General features: G+C 61.6%; 19 protein-coding genes. 14 read left to right on the top strand and 5 right to left on the bottom strand.

Going from position 1 to position 26527, the window contains the following annotated elements:
• The first annotated feature begins 8 nt into the window (after positions 1 to 8).
• Positions 9 to 1088 carry a polyamine ABC transporter substrate-binding protein gene (locus tag M5B97_RS20200; RefSeq protein ID WP_123718257.1) on the top strand — a complete coding sequence of 360 codons (1080 nt, stop codon included), beginning with the start codon at positions 9 to 11 and terminating at the stop codon, positions 1086 to 1088.
• Positions 1089 to 1103: 15 nt separating this feature from the next.
• On the opposite strand, the gene M5B97_RS20195 is transcribed toward M5B97_RS20200, so the two are convergent.
• A complete protein-coding gene (locus tag M5B97_RS20195) occupies positions 1104 to 1889 on the bottom strand; it encodes a helix-turn-helix transcriptional regulator (protein ID WP_123718259.1) in 786 nt (261 codons plus the stop codon).
• Positions 1890 to 2089: 200 nt separating this feature from the next.
• Here M5B97_RS20195 and M5B97_RS20190 point away from each other — a divergent pair, with 200 nt between their 5' ends.
• The 10 genes from M5B97_RS20190 to M5B97_RS20145 all read left to right on the top strand — a co-directional run bounded on the left by M5B97_RS20190 (position 2090) and on the right by M5B97_RS20145 (position 19000).
• Positions 2090 to 3454 carry an APC family permease gene (locus M5B97_RS20190; protein ID WP_123718260.1) on the top strand — a complete coding sequence of 455 codons (1365 nt, stop codon included), beginning with the start codon at positions 2090 to 2092 and terminating at the stop codon, positions 3452 to 3454.
• Positions 3455 to 3463: 9 nt separating this feature from the next.
• Positions 3464 to 4567: a P1 family peptidase gene (locus tag M5B97_RS20185; protein ID WP_123718261.1), complete on the top strand. Its 1104-nt coding sequence runs from the start codon at positions 3464 to 3466 to the stop codon at positions 4565 to 4567.
• 368 nt (positions 4568 to 4935) lie between these two features.
• Positions 4936 to 6369 (top strand): serralysin family metalloprotease, encoded by a 1434-nt coding sequence (locus tag M5B97_RS20180; protein WP_134657183.1) that lies wholly within the window; start codon positions 4936 to 4938, stop codon positions 6367 to 6369.
• A 48-nt stretch (positions 6370 to 6417) separates the two neighbouring features.
• Complete coding sequence (locus M5B97_RS20175; RefSeq protein ID WP_248732457.1) at positions 6418 to 6786, top strand: AprI/Inh family metalloprotease inhibitor; 369 nt, start codon at positions 6418 to 6420, stop codon at positions 6784 to 6786.
• Positions 6787 to 6888: 102 nt separating this feature from the next.
• On the top strand, positions 6889 to 8640 hold the full coding sequence (locus tag M5B97_RS20170) for a type I secretion system permease/ATPase (protein ID WP_248732456.1): 1752 nt from the start codon (positions 6889 to 6891) through the stop codon (positions 8638 to 8640).
• Entirely contained in the window at positions 8637 to 9950 is a 1314-nt protein-coding gene (locus tag M5B97_RS20165; RefSeq protein WP_248732455.1) for an HlyD family type I secretion periplasmic adaptor subunit, read from the top strand. Before M5B97_RS20170 ends, M5B97_RS20165 begins: the two co-directional genes overlap by 4 nt.
• Positions 9951 to 9952: 2 nt before the next feature.
• Entirely contained in the window at positions 9953 to 11287 is a 1335-nt protein-coding gene (locus tag M5B97_RS20160) for a TolC family outer membrane protein (protein WP_134657185.1), read from the top strand.
• A 30-nt stretch (positions 11288 to 11317) separates the two neighbouring features.
• Positions 11318 to 14275: an autotransporter serine protease gene (locus tag M5B97_RS20155; protein ID WP_248732454.1), complete on the top strand. Its 2958-nt coding sequence runs from the start codon at positions 11318 to 11320 to the stop codon at positions 14273 to 14275.
• Between the two features lie 150 nt (positions 14276 to 14425).
• Entirely contained in the window at positions 14426 to 17458 is a 3033-nt protein-coding gene (locus M5B97_RS20150) for an autotransporter serine protease (RefSeq protein WP_248732557.1), read from the top strand.
• 111 nt (positions 17459 to 17569) lie between these two features.
• Positions 17570 to 19000, top strand: a complete 1431-nt coding sequence (locus M5B97_RS20145) for a lipase (protein WP_248732453.1) — start codon at positions 17570 to 17572, stop codon at positions 18998 to 19000.
• On the opposite strand, the gene M5B97_RS20140 is transcribed toward M5B97_RS20145, so the two are convergent.
• Positions 19001 to 19267 (bottom strand): hypothetical protein, encoded by a 267-nt coding sequence (locus M5B97_RS20140; protein WP_248732452.1) that lies wholly within the window; start codon positions 19265 to 19267, stop codon positions 19001 to 19003.
• 180 nt (positions 19268 to 19447) lie between these two features.
• Between M5B97_RS20140 and M5B97_RS20135 the strand changes: the two genes are divergently transcribed.
• Positions 19448 to 19612, top strand: coding sequence for a hypothetical protein (locus M5B97_RS20135; protein ID WP_167659694.1), 165 nt, complete (start codon positions 19448 to 19450; stop codon positions 19610 to 19612).
• A 205-nt stretch (positions 19613 to 19817) separates the two neighbouring features.
• Here the strand turns inward: M5B97_RS20135 and M5B97_RS20130 are convergent, their stop codons facing one another.
• Entirely contained in the window at positions 19818 to 20042 is a 225-nt protein-coding gene (locus tag M5B97_RS20130; RefSeq protein ID WP_123718269.1) for a YgdI/YgdR family lipoprotein, read from the bottom strand.
• A gap of 188 nt (positions 20043 to 20230) precedes the next feature.
• On the opposite strand from M5B97_RS20130, the gene M5B97_RS20125 reads away from it, so the two are divergent.
• Together M5B97_RS20125 and M5B97_RS20120 are read left to right on the top strand one after the other, a co-directional pair.
• Positions 20231 to 21877 carry a VRR-NUC domain-containing protein gene (locus M5B97_RS20125; protein ID WP_248732451.1) on the top strand — a complete coding sequence of 549 codons (1647 nt, stop codon included), beginning with the start codon at positions 20231 to 20233 and terminating at the stop codon, positions 21875 to 21877.
• Positions 21874 to 24129, top strand: a complete 2256-nt coding sequence (locus tag M5B97_RS20120; RefSeq protein WP_248732450.1) for an ATP-dependent DNA helicase — start codon at positions 21874 to 21876, stop codon at positions 24127 to 24129. The genes M5B97_RS20125 and M5B97_RS20120 overlap by 4 nt, the downstream gene beginning before the upstream one ends.
• Before the next feature lie 26 nt (positions 24130 to 24155).
• Here M5B97_RS20120 and M5B97_RS20115 read toward each other — a convergent pair whose 3' ends face one another.
• Together M5B97_RS20115 and M5B97_RS20110 are read right to left on the bottom strand one after the other, a co-directional pair.
• Positions 24156 to 25622 carry a HAMP domain-containing sensor histidine kinase gene (locus M5B97_RS20115; RefSeq protein ID WP_248732449.1) on the bottom strand — a complete coding sequence of 489 codons (1467 nt, stop codon included), beginning with the start codon at positions 25620 to 25622 and terminating at the stop codon, positions 24156 to 24158.
• Positions 25619 to 26329 carry a response regulator transcription factor gene (locus tag M5B97_RS20110; RefSeq protein WP_248732448.1) on the bottom strand — a complete coding sequence of 237 codons (711 nt, stop codon included), beginning with the start codon at positions 26327 to 26329 and terminating at the stop codon, positions 25619 to 25621. The genes M5B97_RS20115 and M5B97_RS20110 overlap by 4 nt, the downstream gene beginning before the upstream one ends.
• Positions 26330 to 26527: the final 198 nt, after the last annotated feature.

Here is a 26527-nt window from a genome sequence, read left to right as displayed (position 1 = left end):
ATCGAACCATGAAAGCCATTGCCCTGTTGCCCCTGATGTGGGTGGTCTCTATCAGCCAGGCCGCCGAAACGGTGAAAATCTACAACTGGTCGGATTACATCGCGCCGGACACCACCAAAAATTTCCAGAAAGAAACCGGCATCGGTTTCACTTATGACGTCTATGACAGCAACGAAACCCTCGACGGCAAGCTGATGACCGGTAAATCCGGTTACGACGTGGTGTTTCCGTCCAACCACTTCATGGCCCGGCAGATTCAGGGCGGCGCGCTGAAAAAGCTCGACAGGAGCCAACTGCCCAACTGGAAAAACCTCAACCCGGTACTGCTCAAGGCCCTGGAAAACAACGACCCGGGCAATGCCCACGGGTTTCCGTACCTGTGGGGAAGTACCGGCATCGGCTACAACATCGACAAGGTCAAGGCCGTACTGGGCGACAACGCACCGGTGGACTCCTGGGACTTGATCTTCAAACCGGAAAACATGGCCAAGCTGCAGAAGTGTGGGGTGGCAATCCTCGACAACGGACCGGAACTGCTGCCGGCCGCGCTGAACTACCTGGGTTTGCCGCACCACAGCAAGAAACCCGAAGACTACAAAAAAGCTGAAAACCTGCTGATGAAAGTGCGGCCGTACGTGGCGTACTTCCATTCCTCGAAATACACCGCAGACCTTGCCAATGGCGACATTTGCGTGGCCGTCGGTTTCTCCGGCGACATTCTGCAAGCCGAAAGCCGTGCCAAGGAAGCCAGGAACGGCGTGAATATCGGCTACAACATTCCCAAGGAAGGCGCTGCGATCTGGTTCGACATGGTCGCCATGCCGGCCGACGCGCCCGACGAAAAAGCCGGCTACGCGTTCATGAACTACCTGCTGCGCCCGGACGTAATGGCCAGCATCACCAACTACGTGCACTACGCCAATGGCAACAGCGCGGCCGACAGCCTGGTGGACCCGGCAATCAAGGCCGACACCAAGGTGTACCCGAGCCCGGACATGATGGGCAAGCTGTTTGCGCTGGAGGCGATGCCGTTGAATATTGACCGGGTGCGCACGCGGGTGTGGAACACCGTTCGTACCGGTCGATGATCTCTCTTTTTGGGCTCAGGGGTTCTCCAGGTCATGCCCCAGCGACTGGATAAACAACGAAAACAGTTCCGGCTGTGACGAGATATCCAGCTTCGCGTAGAGATGTCGCCGGTGCACCTTCACGGTGTCCGGCGAGATATTCAGGCGCTCGGCCATGGCCTTGGACGAGAACCCGCGCAACACCAGCCGAGCGACTTCCAGCTCACGTTCCGACAGCACGCCGCAACCGAACTGGCTCAGTGCATCCCTGATCTGGCTGTCCATCGCCGGCGCGCGTTGAGTGCTTTGCTGCCAATGCTGCTGCATCAACGGCAGCACCCACGCCGCCAGCAGGGTCATCAGCCCGCTTTCTTCAGAGCTGAACCGCCGCTGCATGCCCAGGGATAGCGACAAAGTACCTGCACCCGGCAGTTGCAGGATGAATTGCACCTCGTCTTCCAATACGTTGTCGTGGAAGTAGTTGAGGAAGTATTCACTCTGGCGAAAATGGTCCGGCGCCACTTCCTCCAGGCGGTACACACCGCTGGCATAGCCTTCGCGGCACGCCTGGAAAAACGGGTCGAGCAAATACAAGCCATTGAGGTAAACCAGCATCGACGCCGGTTTGCTGCTGGGCTGGGCGTCGTATTCCTCCAGCGCCTGGGGTGGGCCTTCCAGTGGGTAGAAGATCGCCAGGGCGTTATCGAAGGGCAGGCACTCATGCAGCAACAGCACCAGCTGTTTCCAGAACCGCTCGGTGCCGATCTGTGACAGGGTGCGCCCCAGCCCCGCATGCATGCCGATTTCCCTGAACACGTTCATGTAACAGGCTCCCGGCCTCGAATAGTTGGGCCAAGGGTTCGGCTTTTGTCGGGTATCGTCAAGGGGAGTACGCCAATAGGGGAATTGGCTGACACGACCCCAGCCGATACCTTCGGGATCATTCAGCGGGAAACATATCCTGCAAAAGCCCGACTTTTCGTTTCTGCCTCCTACAAAAAACAACGACAGAGGATAACGATATGAGTGCTTCTCCCGCGCCAGACGGCGTGCTCAAGCCCACCTTGAGCGTCTTCGATGTGGTGGCCATCACCGTTTCGGCGGTCACGCCGGCCAGTTCCGTGTTTGTCATCGCGCCCTTTGCCATCCAACAAGCCGGCAGTGGTGTGTTTCTGGCCTTTGTAATGGCGGCTTTGCTCGCGCTGATGTTCGCCTTCTGTTACGCCGAACTGGGTCGTGCCCACAACAGTGCAGGCGGTGAGTATGTGTACGCCAAGCGCGTCTTCGGCGGTATGGCCGGTTATGCGACGTTTTTGACCGTGCTGGTGATGTTGCTGTTTATCCCGCCAGTACTGGCAACCGGTGCAGCCACCTACCTGAATAACGCCCTGGGCACACAATTCGACTCGCAAACCGTGGCCTTGGCCATCGTGGTGTGCAGTTATGCCCTGGGCATTCTCAACATCAAGCTCAATGCCTGGATCACTGGCACCTGCCTGCTGCTGGAAGTGGCGGCACTGCTGGTGATCGTGTTTATCGGCTTCGGCAACCCGGTACAGCCGGCCAGTGTGCTGTTCCAGCCGCAGATCGTCGAAAACGGCCTGCTGCATCTGGCCCCCTGGGGCCTGGTCATCGGCGCGGTCGGCATCGGCCTGTTTTCGTTCAATGGTTATGGCCCGGCCGTGCTGTTGGCCGAAGACATGAAGTGTGGCGGCAAGGGGGTGCACAAGGCGGTGTTGTGGTCCCTCGGGCTGGTGGTGGTGATCGAGCTGGTGCCGATTACCGCGCTGCTGATTGGCGCGCCATCCTTGAGTGCGATGATCAGCAGCCCCGACCCGATCGGCTACCTGTTGACCAGCCACGGTAATGAAACCCTGTCACGGCTGGTCAGCGCGGGGATCTTCCTGTCAGTGTTCAATGCCATCGTCGCCATCGTCATCCAGATTGGCCGCGTGGTGTTCAGCAGTGGCCGCGATGCGCTGTGGACGCCCACCATCAACACATTGTTTACCCGTATCCACCCGCGCTGGGATTCGCCCTGGTTGGCTACGCTGTTCCTGGCCATTCCCTCGGCGTTGCTGAGTTTCAGCTCCAACCTGGCAGACCTGACGTCGTTCAGCGTGTTGCTGATCATGCTGGTGTACCTGGTGGTGGCGTTGAGTGCGTTGATGAGCCGGGTGCTGCTGCGTGATCGCGAGCATCCTTACCGCATGCCGTTGTGGCCGCTGCCGGCTTTACTGGCGGTGCTGGGTGCGGGCTATTTGTTGATGACCTTGATCGCGGCTGCGTCGATCCGGGACATCATGATCATCATCGGCTTGCTGGCCACGTCGGTGATTTTTTATTGCATCAGTGGCCGGTCGAGTCCGGCGTATCAGAAATTGTAAGGAGTGGTTATGCGTGCACGTCAATGGGGTATCACGCTGGGGCTGGGCACGCCCGGCGAATTGAATGCCATCACCGATGTTCCAGGCGTCCGGGTGGGCCATGCCACGCTCAAGACCTGTATCGACGGCAAGCAGGTGCGCACCGGCGTCAGTGTCATCCAGCCGCGGGCCGGGGAGGCACGCCATCAACCGTGCTTTGCCGGCTACCACGTGCTCAATGGCAACGGCGATGCCACCGGCCTTGAGTGGATCAGCGAAGCGGGGCTGTTGACCACGCCGCTGGCCATCACCAACACCCACAGCATCGGCATTGTGCGCGACACCTTGATCGCCCTGGAGCGCGAGCGTCTGGCGGACCCGGCCATGTATTGGTGCATGCCGGTGGTGATGGAAACCTATGATGGCCTGCTTAACGATATCTGGGGTCAGCACGTCAAGCCTGAGCATGTGCGCGATGCCTTGAATAATGCGGAGTCCGGCCCGGTCCAGGAAGGCGCGGTGGGCGGCGGTACCGGGATGATCTGCCACGAGTTCAAGGGTGGCATCGGCACCGCATCGCGGCGCTTGCCGGCGGAGCAGGGGGGCTGGACCGTCGGTGTGCTGGTGCAGGCCAACCATGGCAAACGCCAGGAGCTGCGTGTGGATGGCTACCCGGTGGGGCGCCACCTGATGGAGATCCCTTCACCGTTCGCCGAGCGCGGTACGCCCGGCATGGGCTCGATTGTGGTGATCCTTGCCACCGACGCGCCGTTATTGCCGCACCAGTGCCGGCGCCTGGCGCAGCGCGCGTCGATCGGTATCGCCCGCACCGGTGGCGGCACCGAAGACTCCAGCGGCGACCTGTTCCTGGCGTTCGCCACCGGCAATCAGGCTATTCCACCGGCCGATTACGGGCGCAAGGATTTGCCGCTGAGCACGCCGTTGCACATGGTGAATAACGACCATATCTCGCCACTGTTCAGTGCCGCGGCGGAGGCCGTGGAGGAGGCGATCATCAACGCCATGCTGGCCGGTGAGGACATGACCACGCAAGCGGGCATCACCGTGCCGGGACTTTCCGGCGAGACACTTATCAGTGCGTTGAACAAGTCTGGCTGGAGTGTGGCCCGGTAATAGGGGACAAGGCACTTTAATAGTGCGGATAGTGGCTCTTTAATGTTGTAGATGACACCGTGACAATATATTGGATCCATTTAACCAAGTGTGCCGCTCAACTTGAGCGGCTTTACCCCTATTTAATATTTAAATAGCAGAGGGCGACAATTGGTCGCGCAACAGCAATAGCCCCCAATAAATGCTGGAGAGCACTTCCTCGAGTTGAATCTACGTCACATTTTCAGTGCGGAAATATTTGTAGACGAAAGATTTCAAGTTGTGTCAGTTTCGATACGCCTTCAAGAGAGGCGAGTGATAGGACGATCTCGCCCGCGAGGTTCCTATCGAACAAAGACTGATGCACTTGCAAACAAGGAAGTACGTTTATGTCAAAAGTAAAAGACAAAGCTATTGTTTCTGCAGCGCAAACCAGCACAGCGTATTCGCAGATCGATAGCTTCAGCCATCTGTACGACCGTGGCGGCAACCTCACGGTCAATGGCAAGCCGTCCTACTCCGTGGACCAGGCAGCTACCCAGCTGCTGCGGGATGGTGCCGCGTACCGGGACTTTGATGGCAACGGCAAGATCGATCTGACCTACACCTTCCTCACCTCGGCGTCTTCGGCCACCATGAGCAAACATGGTATTACCGGGTTCAGCCAATTCAACACCCAGCAGAAAGCACAGGCCGCACTGGCCATGCAATCCTGGTCGGATGTCGCCAACGTGACCTTTACCGAAAAGGCTTCCGGTGGTGATGCACACATGACCTTCGGCAACTACAGCGGTGGCCAGGACGGCGCAGCCGCCTTCGCTTACCTGCCCGGCACCGGTGCAGGCTACGACGGCACTTCGTGGTACCTGACCAACAACAGCTACACGCCGAACAAGACGCCGGACCTGAACAACTATGGCCGGCAGACCCTGACCCACGAAATCGGCCACACCCTGGGCCTGGCTCACCCTGGCGACTACAACGCCGGGAATGGCAACCCGACCTATAACGACGCGACCTATGGACAGGACACGCGTGGCTACAGCGTCATGAGTTACTGGAGCGAGAGCAACACCAACCAGAACTTCAGTAAAGGCGGTGTCGAAGCTTATTCCTCGGGCCCGCTGATCGACGACATCGCCGCGATCCAGAAGCTCTACGGCGCCAACTACAACACCCGTGCCGGCGACACTACCTACGGGTTCAACTCCAACACCGGGCGTGATTTCTACAGCGCCACTTCCAATGCCGACAAGCTGGTGTTCTCGGTATGGGACGGTGGCGGCAACGACACCCTGGACTTCTCCGGTTTCACCCAGAACCAGAAGATCAACCTCAATGAAGCCTCGTTCTCGGACGTTGGCGGCCTGGTGGGCAACGTGTCCATCGCCAAGGGCGTCACGGTCGAAAACGCCTTCGGCGGTTCGGGCAACGACCTGATCATTGGTAACAGTGCAGCCAACCTCATCAAGGGCGGTGCCGGCAACGACATCATCTACGGCGGTGGCGGTGCGGACCAACTGTGGGGCGGCGCCGGCAGCGACACCTTCGTGTACGGTGCCAGTTCCGACTCCAAGCCGGGTGCTGCGGACAAGATCTTTGACTTCACTTCCGGTTCCGACAAGATCGACCTCACCGGCATCACCAAAGGTGCAGGCTTGAGCTTCGTCAATGCGTTCACCGGGCATGCCGGCGATGCTGTACTGACCTACGCCTCGGGTACTAACCTGGGTACGCTGGCAGTGGACTTCTCCGGGCACGGCGTGGCGGATTTCCTCGTCACCACCGTTGGCCAGGCCGCTGTCACTGACATCGTGGCGTGATGTAAAGCGCGCGGCGCTTCGGCGCCGCGCTCTATGAGGGAGCAGCAGATGCCGCGTTTTTCCCATTTGATCGCCTGTGCTTCGCAGGTGGTGATCGTATTGGCAGGAGCCCAAGCAATGGCGAGCAGTCTCGTGTTACCCACTACCGCCCAATTGGCCGGGCATTGGGAGCTGAAACAACAGGATCAGGTCTGCGCGCTGGACCTGCTGGAACAGGCCAATGCCCTGGCGGGCGATGTCGCCTGTGTCGAGCAGTGGCTGGGCGATAAACCCCTGACCTGGTCACCGACCCCGGACGGTATCTGGCTGATGAATGCCGAAGGCACTGGCATTACTCATTTGAATCGCCAGAGAGAAGGTGAATATAAAGGGCGAACACCGTCAGGTTCGGAAGTTGTATTGCAACGAGCACTTTAGTTAACAGTTATAAGCCTATAACTCGATTTCATAGTTGGCCATCCCTTATCCAGGGCGTGGGCAACTATTGCGCGTCATTCGCTTCAGGGAAGATCAAAAGATATGGCGAAGTCCCATGCGGTTGCGCCCTTATTCAGGGCCTTGGGTGAATACAAAAGTATTTTGATCAGCATCGGCTGTTTCACCGCATTGATTAACCTGCTGATGCTGGTGCCGTCGATTTACATGCTGCAAGTGTATGACCGCGTGCTGTCCTCCCAGAATGAAACCACGCTGGTGATGTTGACGCTGATGGTCGTGGGGTTCTTTGCCTTTATCGGCACCCTGGAAGTGGTGCGCAGTTTTATCGTGATCCGTATCGGCAGCCAGTTGGAACAGCGTTTCAACCTGCGCGTGTACAAAGCCGCGTTCGAACGCAACCTGCAGCGCGGCCAAGGGCATGCCGGGCAGTCACTGGGCGATTTGACGGTTATCCGCCAATTCATCACCGGGCCTGCGCTGTTCGCATTTTTTGATGCGCCGTGGTTTCCCATCTACCTGTTCGTGATTTTCCTGTTCAACGTGTGGCTGGGCGTGTTGGCTACGGCAGGCGCGGTGATATTGATCGCGCTGGCCTGCCTGAACGAATACCTGACCAAAAAGCCGTTGGGCGAGGCGGGCGCGTTTTCCCAGCAGTCGACCCAGTTGGCCACCAGCCATTTGCACAACGCCGAGACGATCCAGGCCATGGGCATGCTCGGTGCGTTGCGCAAGCGTTGGTTCGCCGTGCATGAGCAATTTCTTGGTTACCAGAACAAGGCCAGCGACACCGGTTCGGTGATCACCTCCCTGAGCAAGTCCCTGCGCCTGTGCCTGCAATCCCTGGTGCTGGGCCTTGGGGCATTCCTGGTGATCAAGGGTGATATGACCGCCGGGATGATGATTGCAGGCTCCATCCTGATGGGCCGCGTACTCAGCCCGATCGACCAGTTGATCGCGGTGTGGAAGCAGTGGAGTTCGGCCAAATTGGCCTACCAGCGCCTCGACGGACTGCTGCGTGAATTTCCACCGGAAGTCGAGCAGATGGCATTGCCCGCGCCCAAGGGCCAGGTGAATTTCGAGCAGGTCAGCGCGGGTCCGCCGGGGCGGCGTCTGCCGACCCTGCATCAAGTCAGCTTCAGTCTCGAGGCCGGCGAAGTACTGGGCGTGCTCGGTGCGTCGGGCTCAGGTAAATCCACCCTGGCCCGTGTGCTGGTGGGTGTGTGGCCGACCCTGGCCGGTACTGTGCGCCTGGACGGCGCGGATATTCACCGCTGGGACCGCGATGATCTGGGCCCGCATATCGGCTATCTGCCCCAGGACATCGAATTGTTCAGCGGCAGCATCGCCGACAACATCGCGCGTTTTCGCGATGCCGATCCGGAGCAGGTGGTGAAGGCGGCGCAACAGGCCGGGGTGCATGAACTGATCCTGCGCTTGCCCCAAGGCTACGACACGGTATTGGGCGACAACGGCGGCGGCCTCTCGGGCGGCCAGAAACAACGGGTGGCCCTGGCACGTGCCCTTTACGGCGGGCCACGGTTGATCGTGCTGGATGAGCCCAACTCCAACCTCGACACCGTCGGTGAAGCCGCATTGGCCAGCGCCATCGTGCAGATGAAAGCCCAGGGCTCAAGCGTGGTGCTGGTGACGCACCGTTCTTCAGCGCTGGCCCAGGCTGACAAATTGGCAGTCCTCAATGAAGGCCGGTTGCAGGCATTCGGACCGAGCCAGGAAGTGCTGCGCGCCTTGTCGGGCCAGCAGGAAGCACCACGGGAAAAGGCCGGTGTGAGCCTTAGCCGTCAGTATCAAGCCGCAAGGAACCCAGGCGCATGAGCAGCACGACTTTCGAATCACGTTTCAAGCAGCGAGACGCCGGTTTTTTCGTCAAGATGGGCTGGTTGCTGACGGTCGTCGGCGCCGGCGGTTTTTTCCTTTGGGCCAGCCTGGCCCCATTGGACCAGGGGATTCCGGTACAAGGCACGGTGGTGGTGTCGGGCAAGCGCAAGGCTGTGCAAACCCTGAGCCCAGGTGTGGTCAGCCGGATTCTGGTGAAGGAGGGCGAGGCGGTAAAACAAGGCCAGCCGCTGTTTTTGCTCGACCAGACCCAGCATCAAGCCGACGTGCAGTCGCTGCAGGCCCAATACCGCCTGGCCTGGGCCAGCGTTGCCCGCTGGCAGAGCGAGCGCGATAACCAACCCAGCGTTAGTTTCCCTGCTGAATTGAGCGCGAACCCCGACCCGGCGCTGGCGTTGGTACTGGAAGGCCAGCGCCAACTCTTCAGCAGCCGCCGCGAAGCCTTTGCCCGTGAACAGGCAGGCATTCGCGCCAATATCGAAGGCGCCACCGCTCAGTTGGATGGCATGCGCCGTGCCCGCAGCGACCTCACGGCCCAGGCGCAGTCCCTGCGCGAGCAACTGAGCAACCTGCAACCCCTGGCCGACAACGGCTATATCCCGCGCAACCGTCTGATGGACTATCAGCGTCAGTTGTCCCAGGTCCAGCAAAGCCTGGCGCAAAACACTGGGGAAAGCGGTCGCGTCGCGCAGGGCATCCTCGAATCGCGCCTCAAGTTGCAGCAGCACCAGGAGGAATATCAAAAGGAAGTGCGCAGCCAACTGGCCGACGCGCAACTGCGCAGTTTGACCCTGGAGCAGCAACTGACCTCGGCGGGGTTCGACCTGCAGCACAGTGAAATCAACGCTCCGGCCGATGGCATTGCGGTCAACCTTGGCGTGCACACCGAAGGCGCCGTGGTACGCGCCGGTGAAACCTTGCTGGAAATCGTGCCGCAGGGGACGCGCCTGGAAGTGGAAGGGCATTTGCCGGTGCACCTGGTGGACAAGGTGGGCACCCATCTGCCGGTCGACATCCTCTTTACCGCCTTCAACCAGAGCCGCACCCCGCGTGTGCCAGGCGAAGTCAGCCTGATCTCCGCCGACCAGATGCTCGATGAAAAAACCGGCGCCCCGTACTACGTGCTGCGTACCAGCGTCAGCGACGCCGCGCTGGAAAAACTCCACGGCCTTGTGATCAAGCCAGGCATGCCCGCCGAGATGTTCGTGCGGACCGGCGAACGTTCATTGCTCAATTACCTGTTCAAGCCGCTGCTCGACCGCGCCGGCTCCGCGTTGACCGAGGAATGAGCATGAAGTCAGTGTTCATCGCCTTGCTGTTGGCCTGCGGCAGTGCCCAAGCGGCCATGGGGCCGTTCGATGTGTACGAACAGGCCCTGCGCAACGACCCGGTATTCCTCGGCGCGATCAAGGAGCGCGACGCCGGCCTGGAAAACCGCACCATCGGCCGCGCCGGGCTGCTGCCGAGGCTGTCGTACAACTACAACAAGGGCCGTAACAACTCCGAGGCGCACCTGCCGGACGGGCGCGGCGGGTCTTATCGGGACGACCGCAACTACAACAGCTACGGCTCTACCTTCAGCCTGCAGCAACCGTTGTTCGACTATGAAGCCTATGCCAACTACCGCAAGGGCGTGGCCCAGGCGCTGTTTGCCGACGAGAGTTTTCGCGACAAGAGCCAGGCGCTGTTGGTGCGGGTGTTGAGTTACTACACCCAGGCGCTGTTCGCCCAGGACCAGATCGACATTGCCCGCGCCAAGAAGAAGGCGTACGAACAACAGTTCCAGCAGAACCAGCACCTGTTCCAGCAAGGCGAGGGCACGCGCACCGACATCCTGGAAGCCGAATCGCGTTATGAACTGGCCACCGCCGAGGAGATTCAGGCACTCGACGAACAGGACGCATCCCTGCGAGAGCTGGGGGCATTGATCGGTGTGCAGAGCGTCGACATCCACGACCTGGCGCCGCTGAACCAGAGCTTCGCCGCCTTCACCTTGACCCCGGCCAACTACGACACCTGGCACGAACTGGCGATCAGCAATAACCCCACGCTCGCGTCCCAGCGCCAGGCCGTCGAGGTCGCGCACTATGAAGTGGAGCGCAACCGCGCCGGGCATTTGCCGAAGATCACCGCGTATGCCAGTTCACGCCGACAGGAGTCCGACAGCGGCAACACCTACAACCAGCGCTACGACACCAACACCATCGGCGTGGAATTCAGCTTGCCGCTGTATGCCGGTGGCGCCGTCTCCGCATCTACCCGCCAGGCCAATCGCGCCATGGAACAGGCCGAGTACGAACTGGAAGGCAAGACCCGCGAAACCCTGATCGAGCTGCGCCGCCAGTTCAGCGCCTGCCTGTCGGGGGTGAGCAAGTTGCGCGCCTATCAGAAGGCCCTGGTTTCGGCTGAAGCGCTGGTGGTGTCGACCAAGCAGAGCATCCTCGGCGGTGAACGGGTCAACCTCGATGCACTGAACGCCGAGCAGCAGTTGTATAGCACCCGTCGCGACCTGGCTCAGGCACGTTACGACTACCTGATGGCCTGGACCAAATTGCACTACTACGCCGGCAATTTGCGTGACACCGACCTGGCGAAAGTCGATGAGGCTTTCGGTCCGGTGAAATGAGCGTCTATAAAAACAATAAGGATGGTTTAGATGATCACCGATTCACCGCGTTTCAAACCCTTTACCGCAGGCTCTTTGCTGCTGTTGTCCGTTGCGGCACAGGCGGCCTACACCGAGACCGGCCAACCGGGTAACCCAGCCAGTTGGCGTACGGCCGAGTTCCAGAGTGACTGGGGGCTGGGGCGCATGAAGGCAGATGAAGCCTACGCCGCGGGTATCACCGGCAATGGGGTAAAAATCGGCGCCCTCGACTCAGGCTTCGATCCCAACCACCCGGAAGCCGCCAAAGACCGCTTCCACCCGGTCACGGCCACCGGCACCTACGTCGATGGCAGCCCGTTCAGCACTACCGGTGCGCTCAACCCCAACAACGACTCCCACGGCACCCACGTCACCGGCACCATGGGCGCGGCCCGCGACGGCGTGGGCATGCACGGTGTGGCCTACAACGCGCAAATCTACGTGGGCAACACCAACGCCAACGACAGCTTCCTGTTCGGCCCCAGCCCCGACCCCAAGTATTTCAAGACGGTGTACAGCGCCCTGGTCGATTCCGGCGTGCGGGCCATCAACAACAGTTGGGGCAGCCAGCCCAAGGATGTCAGCTACCAGACCCTCGGCGATCTGCACGCCGCGTACGCCCAGCATTACAACCAGGGTACCTGGCTGGATGCGGCGGCGGACGTGGCCAAGGCGGGCGTCATCAACGTGTTCAGTGCCGGTAACAGTGGTTATGCGAATGCCAGCGTGCGCTCGGCGCTGCCGTATTTCCAGCCGGAGCTGGAAGGGCATTGGCTTGCGGTGTCGGGGCTGGACAAGGCGAATAACCAGAAATACAACAAGTGCGGCATCGCCAAGTACTGGTGCATTTCCACCCCCGGCGCGCTGATCAACAGCACCATCCCCGACGGTGGCTACGGCGTGAAGTCCGGCACCTCGATGTCGGCGCCCCATGCCACGGGCGCGCTGGCACTGGTGATGGAGCGTTATCCCTACCTGAACAACGAGCAGGCGTTGCAGGTGCTGTTGACCACCGCCACGCAGCTCGATGGCTCGATCACCCAGGCGCCCAACACCACAGTGGGCTGGGGCGTGCCGGACCTGGGCCGGGCCATGCACGGGCCGGGGCAACTGCTGGGCGCGATGAACGTAAGCCTGGCGGCCGGGCAGGGTGATGTGTGGAGCAATGGCATCACCGACCAGGCGCTGATCCAGCGCCAGGCCGAAGACCGTGCCGAGCACGCAGCCTGGCAACAAACGCTGCTCGACAGGGGCTGGCAAAACGGCGTGGCCGCCAATGCCAGCCAACAGGACAAGACGGACTACGCCATCGGCAACGCGCGCGACCAGGCCGCCGCTAACCGGGTGTACGAGGGCAGCCTGATCAAATCCGGTGCCGGGCGGCTGCTGCTCAGCGGCGACAGCACCTATCGCGGCGCGACCACGGTCAACGGTGGCTTGCTGACGGTCAATGGTTCGCTGGCGTCGGCGGTGACCGTCAACGACAGCGCTACCCTCGGCGGCTCCGGGCGGATTGCCGCGTTGTCCGTCAACAACGGCGGCAGCGTGGCACCGGGCAACTCGGTGGGTACCTTGCAGGTGGCGGGGGATGTGAACCTGGGGGCCGGCTCTACGTACGCCGTGGAGCTGACACCTGCCAGCAGCGACCGCATTGTCGCGGGTGGCAAAGCCGTACTGGGCGGTGGCAACGTGACCCTGGCCCTGGAAAACAGTCCCACGTTGCTGAGCCAGAGCCAGGTACAAAGCCTGATCGGTCGCCAGTATTCCATCCTCCAGGCGGCGGGCGGTATCCAGGGGCAGTTCGGCCAGGTGCTGCCCAATTACCTGTTCCTGGGCGGCACACTCGACTACGCGGCCAACGGCGTGCAGTTGGATGTAGGCCGCAACAACGCCACGTTCGCCAGCGTGGCCGCCACCCGTAACCAGCGCAATGTCGCCGCTGCTGCCGAGCAACTGGGCGCAGGAAATCCGGTGTACGAAAGCGTGTTGCTGGCGGATTCGGTGGCCACGGCCCGGCAGGGCTTGCAGCAACTGTCCGGCGAGGTCTACCCGGCCATCGGCGCGATGTTGATCAACGACAGCCTGCAACTGCGCGACGCCGTGGGCGAGCGCCTGCGGCATGTGCCGGTCACCGGTGAACGCAACCTGTGGGTCAAGGCGCTGGGGGCTTGGGGCAAGACCGACAGCCGCAGCGAAATGGCAGGCTCGACCCGCTCCATCGGCGGCCTGCTGGCCGGTGCGGACGGTGCGCTGGATGAGCAGACCCGTATCGGCGTGGTCGCCGGTTACAGCGACAGTGGGTTGAACCTGGGCAACGGCACGCATTCATCGGCGTCCATCGACAGCTATCACTTGGGCGCATATGCCGGTCGGGAGCTGGGCGACTGGCGGGTCAGCGTCGGCGGCGCCTACAGCTGGCACCGTGGCGATGTGAAGCGGGACCTGCAATACGGTGCCGTCAGCGGCAAGCAAAAGACCAAGCTGGAGGCACGCACGGCGCAGTTGTTCACCGAGGCGGCCTACCGCGTTCAGCTGCAACCCCTGGCACTGGAGCCGTTCGCCAACCTGGCCTATGTGCATCTGGACAGTGACGCCTTCCACGAAAAAGGCGATGCCGCCGCACTGGAGCGCGGCAGCGATCGGCGTGACGCGGTGCTTGGCACCCTGGGTATGCGCGCGCTGAAAACCCTGCCCCTGAACGATCACCAGCAACTTGAACTCTCTGGCTCTCTGGGCTGGCAGCACAGCCTCACCGCTGTGCAATCCGAAGAACACCTGGCGTTTGTCGCCGGCGGGCCGTCATTCGCCGTGGGCAGTTCGCCGCTGCTGCGGGACGCGGCGCTGGTCGGCGTGCAGGCCAGCCTGGCGTTGAGCCCGTCGACGCGGGTCAACCTGGATTACACCGGCCAACTGGGGGGGAGGGAGAAAACCCAGGGCGTGGGTTTGAGCCTCAATTGGCAGTTCTAAGCCCACCACAGATCAAACAATGTGCGAGGCAACAGGCAACGATCTGATTTCCAGAAAAGTGCACTAAGAAAACTAAGGAAGGTCACCGTGAACAAACGAATCATCGCCATTCACACAGCCCCGGGCTACCCGCTCAAGGCGTTGAGCCGCGTGCCATACGGCGCGTTGCTGTGCTGCCTGGCAAGCCTGGGAACCGCCCAGGCCGCACCCTATGTGGAAACCGGCAAGTTGGGCGACGCCGCCAGTTGGCGCAGCAACGAGTTCAAGGCCGACTGGGGCCTGGGCGCCATACAGGCCGACAGCGCCTATGCCGCCGGTTACACCGGCAAGGGCGTCAAGCTGGGGATTTTCGATCAGCCGGTGTATGCCCAGCACCCGGAATTCGCCAGCCCCGGCAAAGTGGTGACGATTGTCACCGAGGGCATCCGCCAGTACACCGACCCGTACATTCCGGTGAAGGCGGGCGACGCGTTCCGCTATGACGGCACGCCGTCCCAGGACTCCAACGGCAAGCTGGGTAACCACGGCACCCATGTCGGCGGCATTGCCGCAGGTAACCGCGATGGCGGGCCGATGCACGGCGTGGCGTTCAACGCGCAGATCCTCAGCGCCGAAAACGGTGACCCGGGCCCTGAGGACGGCATTATCCTCGGCAACGATGGCGCGGTGTACAAGGCCGGTTGGGATGGGCTGGTGGCCAGCGGTGCGCGGATCATCAACAACAGTTGGGGGATCGGCATCGGTGCGCAATACGCCAAGGGTGGCCGTGATCCGGCGTTCCCGAATTTCACCGTCAACGAAGCCCAGGCGCAGTTCGACACTATCCGGCCGATTCTCGGCACACTGGCCGGGGGGGCTTATCAAGGGGCAATCGATGCGGCTCGCAGCGGTGTGCTGACCATCTTCGCCGCCGGTAACGACTACAACCGCAACAACCCGGATGCGATGTCGGGCCTGGCGTACTTTGTACCGGAAATCGCGCCGAACTGGCTGTCGGTGGCGGCGTTGCAGCAAAACCCGGATACCACGAGTTCCACGCCCTATGTGATCAGTACGTTCTCGTCACGCTGTGGCTATGCGGCAAGTTTTTGCGTATCGGCGCCGGGTACCAAGATCTTCAGTTCGATCATCAACGGCACCAACCTGGACAACCTCACCACCGATTGGGCCAACAAGAATGGCACCTCCATGGCCGCGCCCCATGTTGCCGGTGCGGCGGCGGTGCTGATGGAGCGTTTCCCGTACATGAGCGGCGAGCAGGTTTCCACCGTACTGAAAACCACCGCCACCGACCTCGGCGCGCCGGGCATCGATTCGCTGTATGGCTGGGGCATGATCAACCTGGGCAAGGCGGTCAACGGGCCGGGCATGTTCATCACGGCCGAGGATATCCCCGCCGAGTTCCGTATCAATGGGGCCTATGGCAATGGGCAGTTTGTAGCCGACCTGCCGGGTGTCGGTGCGGTGGTGGATGCCGGTAAACCCACCCAGCGCTTGTGCACCGACATACATTGCGGGCGAGATGTGTGGAGCAATGACATCTCCGGCCATGGCGGCCTGACCAAGCAGGGCATTGGTACGCTGGTGCTGACCGGCACCAATACGTACAGCGGCCCGACCCTGGTCAATCAAGGCTTGCTGGCGATCAACGGCTCGCTGACTTCCGACGTCAGCGTCAGCCAGGGCGGCGTTGTCGGCGGTTCGGGGCGTATCGGCTCGCTGGCCGTGAAAAACGGCGGTACCGTGGCGCCGGGCAACTCCATTGGCACCCTGAATGTGGCGGGCAACGTCACCTTCGACGCCGGCTCGACGTACGCGGTGGAGTTGTCGCCAACCAGCAGTGACCGCATTGTCGCCGGTGGCACGGCCACGCTCAATGGCGCCACCGTGACCCTGGCCCTGGAAAACAGCCCGACCTTGTTGAGTGCGGCGCAGGCCGACAGCCTGATCGGCCGCCAGTACAACATCCTGCAAGCCGCCGGTGGTGTGACCGGTGCCTTCGGTGCGGTACTGCCCAACTACCTGTTTATCGGCGGTACCTTGAACTACGCCGCCACCGGTGTGCAGCTGGACGTGGCACGCACCAACAGCTTCGCCAGCGTCGCCACCACCCCCAACCAACGTGCGGTGGCTGTGGCTGCCGAGCAATTGGGGGCGGGCAATGCGGTGTATGAAAGCCTGCTGTTGGCACCCAACGCCGCCTCGGCACAAGGTGCCTTCCAGCAATTGAGCGGCGAGATCTACCCGGCCCTGCAAAGTGCGCTGATCAACGACAGCCGCTACGTGCGTGAAGCCGTGGGCGAGCGCCTGCGTAACGGCGAGATGGGCGCCAGCAGCAATACCCTCGACAGCCGTGGCAACGTGTGGGTCAAGGCGCTGGGTGCGTGGGGCAAGACCGACAGCCGCAGCGACACGGCGGGCTACACCACCTCTATCGGCGGCATGCTCGCCGGGGTGGATGGCGCACTGGACGAGTCAACCCGTATCGGTGTGGTCGCCGGCTACAGCGACACCTCGCTGAACATGGGCAACGACACCCACAGCCGCGCCTCGGTCGACAGCTACCACTTGGGCGCTTATGCCGGGCATGAAATCGGCGCCCTGCGCCTGAGCGGCGGCGCGGCGTACAGCTGGCATCGCGCCGATGTGAAGCGTGACCTGCAATACGGCGACGTTTCCGGCAAGCAGAAAGCCAAGGTCGACGCCCGCAGTACCCAGGTGTTCGGCGAAGCGGCGTACCGCGTCAACCTGCAACCGCTGGCCCTGGAGCCGTTCGCCAACCTGGCCTACGTGCACCTGGACACCGATGGCTTTACCGAAAAGGGTGATGCCGCCGCGCTGAAAGGCCGCGACGACAGCCGTGACGTGGTGTTGAGCACCTTGGGCGCGCGTGCCTTGAAGACCCTCAACCTGAATGATCACCAGCAACTGGAACTGTCCGGTACCCTGGGCTGGCAGCACAACCTGAGCCGCGTGGGTTCCGAGCAGCACCTGGCATTTGCCTCGGGTGGCCCGTCGTTTGCGGTGCAAAGCGCGCCGATGGTGCGTGATGCAGCGCTGGTGGGGGCACGCGCCAGCCTGGCGTTGAGCAAGGACGCACGGTTGAACTTTGACTACAACGGCCTGCTGGCCAGCAAGGAGAAAGTCCACGGTGTCGGCTTGAGCCTCGACTGGGCGTTCTAAAGGTTTCACCCCTCGCGGGGCGGTGGTGGGCCTGCGTGCTCGCCACCGCCCCGCGAGGGGTTACAGGTGTATTGGCTTTCTCTACAAATCCAACAACAGAGAGGCATTACCATGGGTATCTTTGACTATAAAAACCTCGGTACCGAGGGCTCCAAAGCGCTGTTTGCCGACGCCTTGGCGATCACGCTGTATTCCTATCACAACCTGGATCACGGCTTTGCCGTGGGCTACCAGAACCACGGCTTTGGCCTCGGCCTGCCGGCCACACTGGTCACTGCAGTGCTGGGCAGTACGGATTCGCAAGGCGTGATTCCCGGCATCCCCTGGAACCCTGACTCGGAAAAAGCCGCCCTTGAAGCCGTGCAAAAAGCCGGCTGGACGCCTATCAGCGCCAGCACCCTGGGCTACGGCGGCAAAGTCGATGCCCGCGGCACGTTCTTCGGCGAAAAGGCCGGCTACACCACGGCCCAGGTCGAGGTGCTGGGCAAGCACGATGACACCGGTAAGTTGCTGGAAATCGGCATCAGTTTTCGCGGCACATCGGGGCCACGGGAGCACTTGATCAGTGACTCCATCGGCGACCTGATCAGCGATCTGCTCGCTGCCCTGGGACCCAAGGATTATGCAAAAAACTACGCCGGCGAAGCATTCGGCAGTTTGCTCAAGAATGTCGCCGACTATGCCGGCGCCCATGGCCTGACGGGCCAGGACGTGTTGGTCAGCGGCCACAGCCTCGGCGGGTTGGCGGTCAACAGCATGGCGGACCTGAGCAAAAGCCGATGGGCGGGCTTCTACAAGGACGCCAACTACGTGGCGTATGCCTCGCCGACCCAGAGCGCCGGGGACAAGGTGCTCAATATCGGCTATGAGAACGACCCGGTGTTCCGTGCCCTGGACGGCTCATCCTTCAACCTGTCCTCCTTGGGCGTGCACGACAAGCCCCATGAGTCGACCACCGACAATATCGTCAACTTCAACGACCATTACGCCTCGACGTTGTGGAACGTGCTGCCGTTCTCCATCGTCAACCTGCCGACCTGGCTCTCCCATTTGCCCTTCGGCTATGGCGATGGCATGACCCGCATCCTCGAATCCGGCTTCTATGAACAGATGACCCGCGACTCTACGGTGATCGTCGCCAATCTGTCCGACCCGGCACGGGCCAACACCTGGGTACAGGACCTCAACCGCCATGCCGAGGCCCACAAGGGCAACACGTTCATCATCGGCAGTGACGGCAACGACCTGATCCAGGGTGGCAAGGGCGCGGACTTCATCGAAGGCGGCAAGGGCAATGACACCCTCCGTGACAACAGTGGGCATAACACCTTTCTGTTCAGCGGCCACTTCGGCAATGACCGGGTGATCGGCTATCAGCCCACGGACAAGCTGGTGTTCAAGGACGTGGAAGGCAGCACCGACCTGCGTGACCATGCCAAAGTGGTCGGCGCGGACACGGTGCTCAGCTTTGGCGCCGACTCGGTGACCCTGGTCGGCGTCGGGCATGGCGGCCTATGGACGGACGGCGTCAGTATCGGCTGATCAACGCCAATGGTGCCTCCGCCAGCCGCCGTCCCAGTGCGGCCGGTGGGGGTAGCCATAACCGTAGTAGGGGTGCGGATAGTAATAGGGCCGCGGGCCGTAGCCCCAATGTCCGTAATAGATCGGTGGCGGTGGAGGCGGCACTACGATCACCCGTGGTGCCTGACGGATGATGATGGTGTCGGCAAATGCTGGCGCACTCGCCAGGGCCGCCAGGGTCAAGGGAATAAGTAAAAGCGCGCGTACCGCTCGGGACATGCGTGCCATGGCCGTGGTTCTCCGTGCTGCTGCCCTCGAAGGTGAAGGCGGCTTATCGGTTAAACGCAGCGGCGTGGAAAATCCTTCGCTGAATAAATCTTTAACTTCCCGTCGCGACGGATCGGCCGGTGCGCGCGCGTTTAACGGTCAAGCGAGCCGTTTCGCGTGCTGACGTGGGAGGAATCGAACATGTCCCGTTTGCGATTGTTGCTGTGTGCCCTGGTACTGTCGGGGTTGGGCGGGTGTGCGGTGTACCCGGCGTATCCCGCCCCGTGCTGTTATCGCCCGTACTACCACTCGTACTATTACCATCCCTACTATCACCCGTATTACCACCCGTACTACCGGTATTGAGCGGGTAGTACCAGTCAGTTAAGGGTGAGCGCTGTATGTGTGGCGAGGGAGCTTGCTCCCGTTGGGCCGCGAAGCGGCCCTGCTCTTTGTTTACAGCATGGGACTGCTACGCAGTCCAACGGGAGCAAGCTCCCTCGCCACAGGTTACTTTTTAGCCTTTCTCCTTCTTAACTGACTGGCAGTACGCATGGGAGAGCTTTTGTTGTCACTTCTCTTTGATGACCGTGGCCACATCGGCCGCTTTCACACGGATATGCTTGCCGGCGATGTCGGTGAACTCGTAGAAGCCGTCGGCTGTTTTGGCATTGGGGACGTCCTTGGTCAAATATTGCGTGCCATTTTGCAATGTCACTACGGTTTGCGTCGCGCAACCGGTCAATAGCAGAAAAGTGAGTGCAACCAGCGGCAGACCCAAATTTTTCATGTTCATAACCCTTACCCTTAACCCTGAAAAATCCCGCAGCCATGGGCTGCGGGCCATAAATGTTACGTCATCAACTGAGCTATCTGATCACTTTTATTCAAAAAGTTGCGTGCGCCATTTATCTATTACCGATTGCAACAGCCGTTGGCTGACGGCACTCTGTATGCATAACCAGTACTTGATCAGCGCGTGACATGGCCAACCCCCTCGACGATCCCTTGTATTACCTGCATAACTTCCGCCAAGTACTGCTGTGGCTGGGGCAGCGCTATGCCGATTTGCTCGACGCGGACGAAGTGCATTTTATTCAGCGATTTGACAGCTTGCCCCAAGCATCCCAGGCGCTGCTGGTGCGCATGGTGATGCGCAAGGGCGTGCATTTTCGCGCGAGCAAACTCAATTACCTGGAAATTGGCTGCACCCACACGGCCGCGTTGGCCCTGGTGCAGCAGGGCTGGGTCGACAATCAGCACCCGCTTGGCGTTGAAGCGCTGTTTGGCGTACTGCAAAAAGGCGAAATCCTCGCGGCCTTCAAACCGTGGATCGAGCAACCCAAGGGCAAGAAGACCGACTGGCTGGACGGGCTGGCTGCGCGGTTTACCGAGCCACGCCATTTTGCCCAATGGTGCCCGGACCTGGACGACACCCTCTACAGCCTCACCGTGATGGAACTGTGCGACCGCCTGCGGCTGATGTTCTTCGGTAATCTGCACCAGGACTGGTCGGAGTTCGTGCTGGCGGACCTGGGCATCTATACCTACGAAAAGGTCGAGTTCTGTGCGCAGTCCCGCGGCTTGCGCCACCGTGATGACGTGCACGGCTTTCTGTTCCTGCACCAGTGCCAGCAGGCGTTTGAAGGGGGGGAGGCGCTGGACGCTGTACTGGCGCAAATCGCCACGTTTGCCACCGACAACCCCTGGCTGGAAAAGCGCCGCGCCAAACTGTTGTTCCAGATCGGCCAATATTGCGAACGCAGCGCCGAGCTGGACATGGCACAACGGATCTACCGTCAGTGCGCGCATCCCGGCGCGCGTTCACGGCTGATTCGCGTGCTGGAGCGTCAGGCCGATTATGCCCAGGCCATGGCTCTGGCGTGTGCGGCGCAACAGGCCCCGGAAAGTGCCGCCGAACAGCAACACTTGCTACGGGTGCTGCCGCGTCTGCGTCGCAAACTGGGGGAGCCGCCCCTGCCCAAGAGCAAGCCCCGGGCCATCACCCGCCTGGACCTGGCATTGGTACTCCCCGAACCGCTGATGGCCGTGGAGTATTGCGTCCAGGCCCATCTCAGCGAGCCGGATGCGCCGGTGCATTACGTCGAGAACGGGCTGATCAATTCGCTGTTTGGCCTGTTGTGCTGGGATGCGATTTTTGCGCCGTTGCCGGGTTCATTCTTCCACCCGTTCCAGCGCGGGCCGGCGGACCTGCACAGTGAAGATTTCCACCAGCGCCGCGCAGCGCTGTTCGCCGCATGTTTCGAGCAGTTGCGGGATGAGCGCTACAAAACCAGCATCCGCCGGCGTTACGTGGACAAATGGGGGGTTCAGTCACCTTTCGTGTTCTGGAACCTGCTCAGTGAAGAACTGTTGGAGCAGGCACTGGCGTGTCTGCCTGCCGAACACCTGCGCTACTGGTTTGAACGGTTGCTGCTGGACATCCGTGCCAACCGTACAGGCATGCCGGATCTGATCCAGTTCTGGCCCGCCCGCAAGACCTACCGCATGATCGAGGTCAAGGGCCCAGGTGATCGCCTGCAAGACAACCAGCTGCGCTGGCTGGAGTTCTGCGGCGAGTACCAGATGCCGGTCACGGTGTGCTACGTGCGCTGGGCAGAGTCGGCTTGAGCTATAGCGTCGCCGTACGGGCGTTGTGTGAGTTCACGGCCAAGGTCGGTGACCTCGACCTGCGCTTCACGCCGTCACCCAGCGCCCAGGAAGGCATTGCCGGGCATCGCACGGTGGCTTCCCGGCGCAGCGCGCACTACCAGAACGAAGTCGCCCTGGAAGGCGAGTACGCGCAACTGAAGGTGCGGGGCAGGGCGGATGGCTACGACCCGGACACCAATCGCCTGGAGGAAGTGAAAACCTATCGCGGCGACCTCGAAGCCCAGCCCGCCAACCACCGGCAACTGCATTGGGCCCAGGTCAAGGTCTACGGTTGGCTGATGTGCCAGAAGCTCGGCCTGCACGAGATCGACCTCGCGCTGGTCTACTTCGATATCGTCGGCGAAGGCGAAACACTGCTCAACCAGCGTTTCCCGGCGACGGACCTGGAGCAGTTCTTCAACCGCCAATGTGCGCTGTTCCTCGGTTGGGCGCAGCGCGAGATGCAGCACCGCGACGCCCGTAACAGCGCCGCGCAACGCCTGGCATTTCCGCATGCTGCGTTTCGCCCCGGCCAGCGTCCGTTGGCCGAGTCGGTGTACAAGGCCGTCAGCACCGGCCGTTGCCTGATGGCGCAGGCACCGACCGGCATCGGCAAGACTGTCGGCACGATTTTTCCGGTGCTCAAGTCCCTGGCACCCCAGCAGTTGGACAAGGTGTTCTTCCTCACCGCCAAGACCCCCGGGCGCAAACTCGCCCTGGACGCGGCCCAGGTGCTCTACGACAGCAGCCCCGATCTGCCGCTGCGCGTGCTGGAGCTGGTGGCTCGGGACAAGGCCTGCGAACACCCGGACAAAGCCTGTCATGGCGATGCCTGCCCATTGGCCAAGGGCTTTTACGACCGCCTGCCGGCCGCACGGATGGCCGCGTCCCAGGTGCGCCTGCTCGATCAGCGCAACCTGCGCGAGGTGGCGCTGGCCCACGATGTCTGCCCGTATTACCTGAGCCAGGAAATGGCGCGCTGGAGCGATCTGGTGGTTGCCGACTACAACTACTATTTCGACTTCGGCGCCATGCTGTTCGGCCTGGCCCAGCTCAACCAATGGCGCGCCGCCGTGCTGGTGGACGAAGCCCATAACCTGGTCGAGCGGGCCCGTTCGATGTACAGCGCCAGTCTTGACGCCTATGCACTCAAGACGTTACGCGATATCGCCCCCGAGCCCCTGAAAAAGCCGTTGCAGCGCCTCAACCGTGAGTGGAATGCGCTGCACAAGGACCAGCTCGCGCCCTATCAGGCGTATGCGAGCAAACCCGACAAACTGCTGCAGGCCCTGAGCCTGAGTACCAGCGCCATGGGCGAGTACTTCAACGACCACCCCGAAGCCCTTTCCGGTGACCTGCAAACCTTCTACTTCGAAGCGCTGCAATTTGCCAGGGTGGCCGAGCTGTTCAACGAACACTTTCTCTTCGATATCAGCAAGCGTCAGTACAGCGGTAAACGCAGCACTTCAACCCTATGCCTGCGCAACGTGGTGCCCGCCGAATTTATCCGCCCCCGGCTGACCGCCGCCCGTAGCAGCGTGCTGTTTTCGGCGACCCTGAGCCCACGCCACTATTACGCCGACCTGCTTGGCTTGCCGGCGGATACCGCATGGATAGACGTGGAGTCCCCCTTCAAGGCCGAGCAATTGCGTGTACGCATCGTTGACCGGATCTCCACACGCTTCGTGCATCGCCAAGCATCCCTGGAACCGATCGTTGAGTTGATTGCGCAGCAGTTTGCTGCGCAACCGGGCAACTACCTGGCGTTTTTCTCAAGCTTCGATTACCTGCAACAGGTGGCGCAGTTGATGGCCGAACGGCACCCGCAGGTTGCGTTGTGGTTGCAGTCACGGGGCATGGCCGAGGCCGAGCGGCAGGCGTTTCTCGACCAATTCACCCAGCACAGTCAAGGGATCGGCTTTGCCGTGCTGGGCGGTGCGTTTGGCGAAGGCATTGATCTGCCCGGCGCACGCTTGATCGGCGCGTTTGTCGCCACCTTGGGGCTGCCGCAACTGAACCCGATCAATGAGCAGATGAAAGCGCGCATGGGCGCGATCTTCGGTTCGGGCTACGACTACACCTATTTGTACCCCGGCCTGCAAAAAGTGGTGCAGGCGGCGGGCAGGGTGATCCGCAGTCGGCAGGACCGGGGTGTGGTGATGTTGATCGATGACCGCTTTGGCGAGGCCCGCGTGCGCCAGTTGTTGCCGCGGTGGTGGGTGGTTGAGTGAGTCCCGTCAACCGCATGCCCGGCCGGTCAACGCATTGATGTCCGGGCTTGCAGGGAGAAGGTAAAGGTTGCGCCATGGCCTGGGCGCTCCACCAGTTGGATGCTGCGCCCGTGCAATTGCAGGATGCGGTGCACGATACGCAGGCCCAGGCCACCATCGCGTCGTGCGCCGCCGATGGTGAAGGCGCGCAGGAACAAGCCCTCACGCAATGGCGCGTCGATACCCGGGCCACTGTCGCTGACGGTAACGGTCACGCAATCGGCCTGGGTCGCCAGGATCACTTCGACTTCACCATTCTCCGGCGTGTGGCGCAGTGCATTGTCCAGCAGGTTGGTCAGCACCCGTTCGATCAGGCCCAGGTCGGCCAGCACCGTCGGCACGTGGCGCGGCAAGGTCGCGGTAAGGGTAATGGTGCGGGCTTCGGCGGTGAGTTCGAACTTCTGGAAGATGTCCTGTACCAGATCCGGCAGTGAGAACCCTTCGATCACCGGTTGTACGAGGCCATGTTCCAGGCGCACCAATTCCAGCAGTGACTGGGCCAGGCCGCCGACCTTGCGGCTCTGGTCCAGCGCGATGCCCAGGTAACGCCGGCGTTCTTCGGGGCTGAGGCTGCTGTCCTTGAGGGACAGGGTTTCCAGGTAGCCATGCAGGGAGGCCAACGGCGTGCGCAGGTCGTGGGAGATATTCGCGACCATTTCCCGGCGTTCCTGATCCTGGTGGGTAATGGCGCGCCATTGTTCGCCCAGGCGGTTCTCCATCTGCGCGAAAGCCTGGTCGAGCACGGCGATTTCATCGCTGCTGTCCAGCGCGGGCGCAGGCGTCTGCACCGGTTCAGGCGTGGCGTTGATGTCGAAACAGCCGACTCTATCGGTTAACTGGCGCAGGGGCCTTGTGATCCAGGCGAAGGCAATCAGGCCAGCCATCAGGCACAGCAGCGCCACCAGGCCGATGGACCACAGGGCGATTTTCAGTGCCATACCCGTGGCGTCCTTGGCGTCATACACATCGTGGGCTTCACCCAGCAGCACCACGTACAGGAAGCCGATTTGCTGCCCATTGGCCTGCAGCGGCGCCGCGCTGAAGACCTTGCGTGCGTCGACACTGCGCGGGTCGTCGCCGAGAATCGGCAACATCGCGCCGCTCAGGAAGCGCCGTATCGGTGCGAGGTCGACGTGATCACGCAGCAGATGCCCGGCGGGTGCGGCATTGCCGACCACGCGGCCGTCGATATCGAGTAAGTACACCTCTACGCTGGGGTTGACCAGCATCAGTTGGCTGAACAAGTTGCGCACGGCATCCGACTTGAGGCCGTCGGCGTCCATCAGTTGCGTATCGCGGGCGATATGCGTCGCCAGGTCGCGGGACAAGCCCTGCACCACTTCCAGTTCGTGCATGCGGTTGGAGCGTACTTGCAGCCAGGCCGAGGTGCCGCTGCAGATCACCAGCAAGACGGCGAACACCAGTGACAAACGCTGGGTCAGGGTCAGCTTCATGGTGGGCTCTCGGCAAATTTGTAGCCGCGGCCCCATACCGTGAGGATGCGTGCCGGGTTGGCCGGATCGGCCTCGACCTTGGCGCGCAGACGGTTGATGTGGGTGTTCACCGTATGTTCGTAGCCCTCGTGGCTGTAGCCCCATACGGCGTTGAGCAGGTCCATGCGCGAAAACACCTTGCCCGGCTGGCGGGCGAAGAAGTACAGCAGGTCGAACTCACGGGGCGTGAGCTCCAGGCGTTGGCCGCTCAAGGTGGCGTCGCGGGTCAGCGGGTTGATGAACAACTGGCCGAGGTCGAGGCTGCCGGCCTCCATCTTCAAGTTGCGTGCCATGGCATCGACACGGCGCAGCAGGGCCTTGAGGCGCGCCACCAGTTCCGGCATCGAAAACGGCTTGGCCAGGTAATCGTCCGCCCCCAGCTCCAGGCCGAGGATGCGGTGCATTTCGCTGGACCGCGCGCTGGTGATGATGATCGGCGTATAGCGTGCCATGGCGCGGGCGTGGCGGCAGATTTCCAGGCCGTCGACGCCGGGCAGCATCAGGTCCAGGATCAGCGCGTCCCAGCCGCCTTGCTCCAGCAGGCGCAGCCCCTGGTTACCGTCGGCGCTGTGGACGACGTCGAAGTGCTCGTCGCGCAGGTGCAGGCAGATCAAGTCGGCGATATGCGCATCGTCCTCGACCACCAGCACACGTTTTGGCTGTTCCATGTAGAAAAACCCTAGGAGAAATCTTCACTGTCAGTTCGTGCATTGTGCGGGTTTTGCACGTTTGTAGTTATCACGAATTGTTTAACTCTGCGTGAGGATTTCGCGACCGTCCGCCGCCCAGAATAAGTTCATCGCCATGGCGAAAAGCATGTTGTGAAGGAGCTGTTGTAAAGGGTGAACGCTGTATGTGTGGCGAGG

Origin of the sequence: Pseudomonas sp. MWU13-2517 (assembly GCF_023242545.1) — a bacterium.
GTDB lineage: Bacteria > Pseudomonadota > Gammaproteobacteria > Pseudomonadales > Pseudomonadaceae > Aquipseudomonas.
The sequence above is the reverse complement of the archived record's forward strand: the minus strand, read 5'-3'. Positions and strand labels throughout refer to the sequence as shown.

What these genes read in the sequence shown, in the direction of transcription:
- M5B97_RS20115 (WP_248732449.1), bottom strand. Translation starts at nt 25,622, where the DNA reads ATGAAGCTGACCCTGACCCAGCGTTTGTCACTGGTGTTCGCCGTCTTG.
- M5B97_RS20185 (WP_123718261.1), top strand. Translation starts at nt 3,464, where the DNA reads ATGCGTGCACGTCAATGGGGTATCACGCTGGGGCTGGGCACGCCCGGC.
- M5B97_RS20145 (WP_248732453.1), top strand. Translation starts at nt 17,570, where the DNA reads ATGGGTATCTTTGACTATAAAAACCTCGGTACCGAGGGCTCCAAAGCG.
- M5B97_RS20200 (WP_123718257.1), top strand. Translation starts at nt 9, where the DNA reads ATGAAAGCCATTGCCCTGTTGCCCCTGATGTGGGTGGTCTCTATCAGC.
- M5B97_RS20110 (WP_248732448.1), bottom strand. Translation starts at nt 26,329, where the DNA reads ATGGAACAGCCAAAACGTGTGCTGGTGGTCGAGGACGATGCGCATATC.
- M5B97_RS20160 (WP_134657185.1), top strand. Translation starts at nt 9,953, where the DNA reads ATGAAGTCAGTGTTCATCGCCTTGCTGTTGGCCTGCGGCAGTGCCCAA.
- M5B97_RS20125 (WP_248732451.1), top strand. Translation starts at nt 20,231, where the DNA reads ATGGCCAACCCCCTCGACGATCCCTTGTATTACCTGCATAACTTCCGC.
- M5B97_RS20155 (WP_248732454.1), top strand. Translation starts at nt 11,318, where the DNA reads ATGATCACCGATTCACCGCGTTTCAAACCCTTTACCGCAGGCTCTTTG.
- M5B97_RS20165 (WP_248732455.1), top strand. Translation starts at nt 8,637, where the DNA reads ATGAGCAGCACGACTTTCGAATCACGTTTCAAGCAGCGAGACGCCGGT.
- M5B97_RS20170 (WP_248732456.1), top strand. Translation starts at nt 6,889, where the DNA reads ATGGCGAAGTCCCATGCGGTTGCGCCCTTATTCAGGGCCTTGGGTGAA.
- M5B97_RS20190 (WP_123718260.1), top strand. Translation starts at nt 2,090, where the DNA reads ATGAGTGCTTCTCCCGCGCCAGACGGCGTGCTCAAGCCCACCTTGAGC.
- M5B97_RS20140 (WP_248732452.1), bottom strand. Translation starts at nt 19,267, where the DNA reads ATGGCACGCATGTCCCGAGCGGTACGCGCGCTTTTACTTATTCCCTTG.
- M5B97_RS20135 (WP_167659694.1), top strand. Translation starts at nt 19,448, where the DNA reads ATGTCCCGTTTGCGATTGTTGCTGTGTGCCCTGGTACTGTCGGGGTTG.
- M5B97_RS20195 (WP_123718259.1), bottom strand. Translation starts at nt 1,889, where the DNA reads ATGAACGTGTTCAGGGAAATCGGCATGCATGCGGGGCTGGGGCGCACC.
- M5B97_RS20180 (WP_134657183.1), top strand. Translation starts at nt 4,936, where the DNA reads ATGTCAAAAGTAAAAGACAAAGCTATTGTTTCTGCAGCGCAAACCAGC.
- M5B97_RS20175 (WP_248732457.1), top strand. Translation starts at nt 6,418, where the DNA reads ATGCCGCGTTTTTCCCATTTGATCGCCTGTGCTTCGCAGGTGGTGATC.
- M5B97_RS20130 (WP_123718269.1), bottom strand. Translation starts at nt 20,042, where the DNA reads ATGAACATGAAAAATTTGGGTCTGCCGCTGGTTGCACTCACTTTTCTG.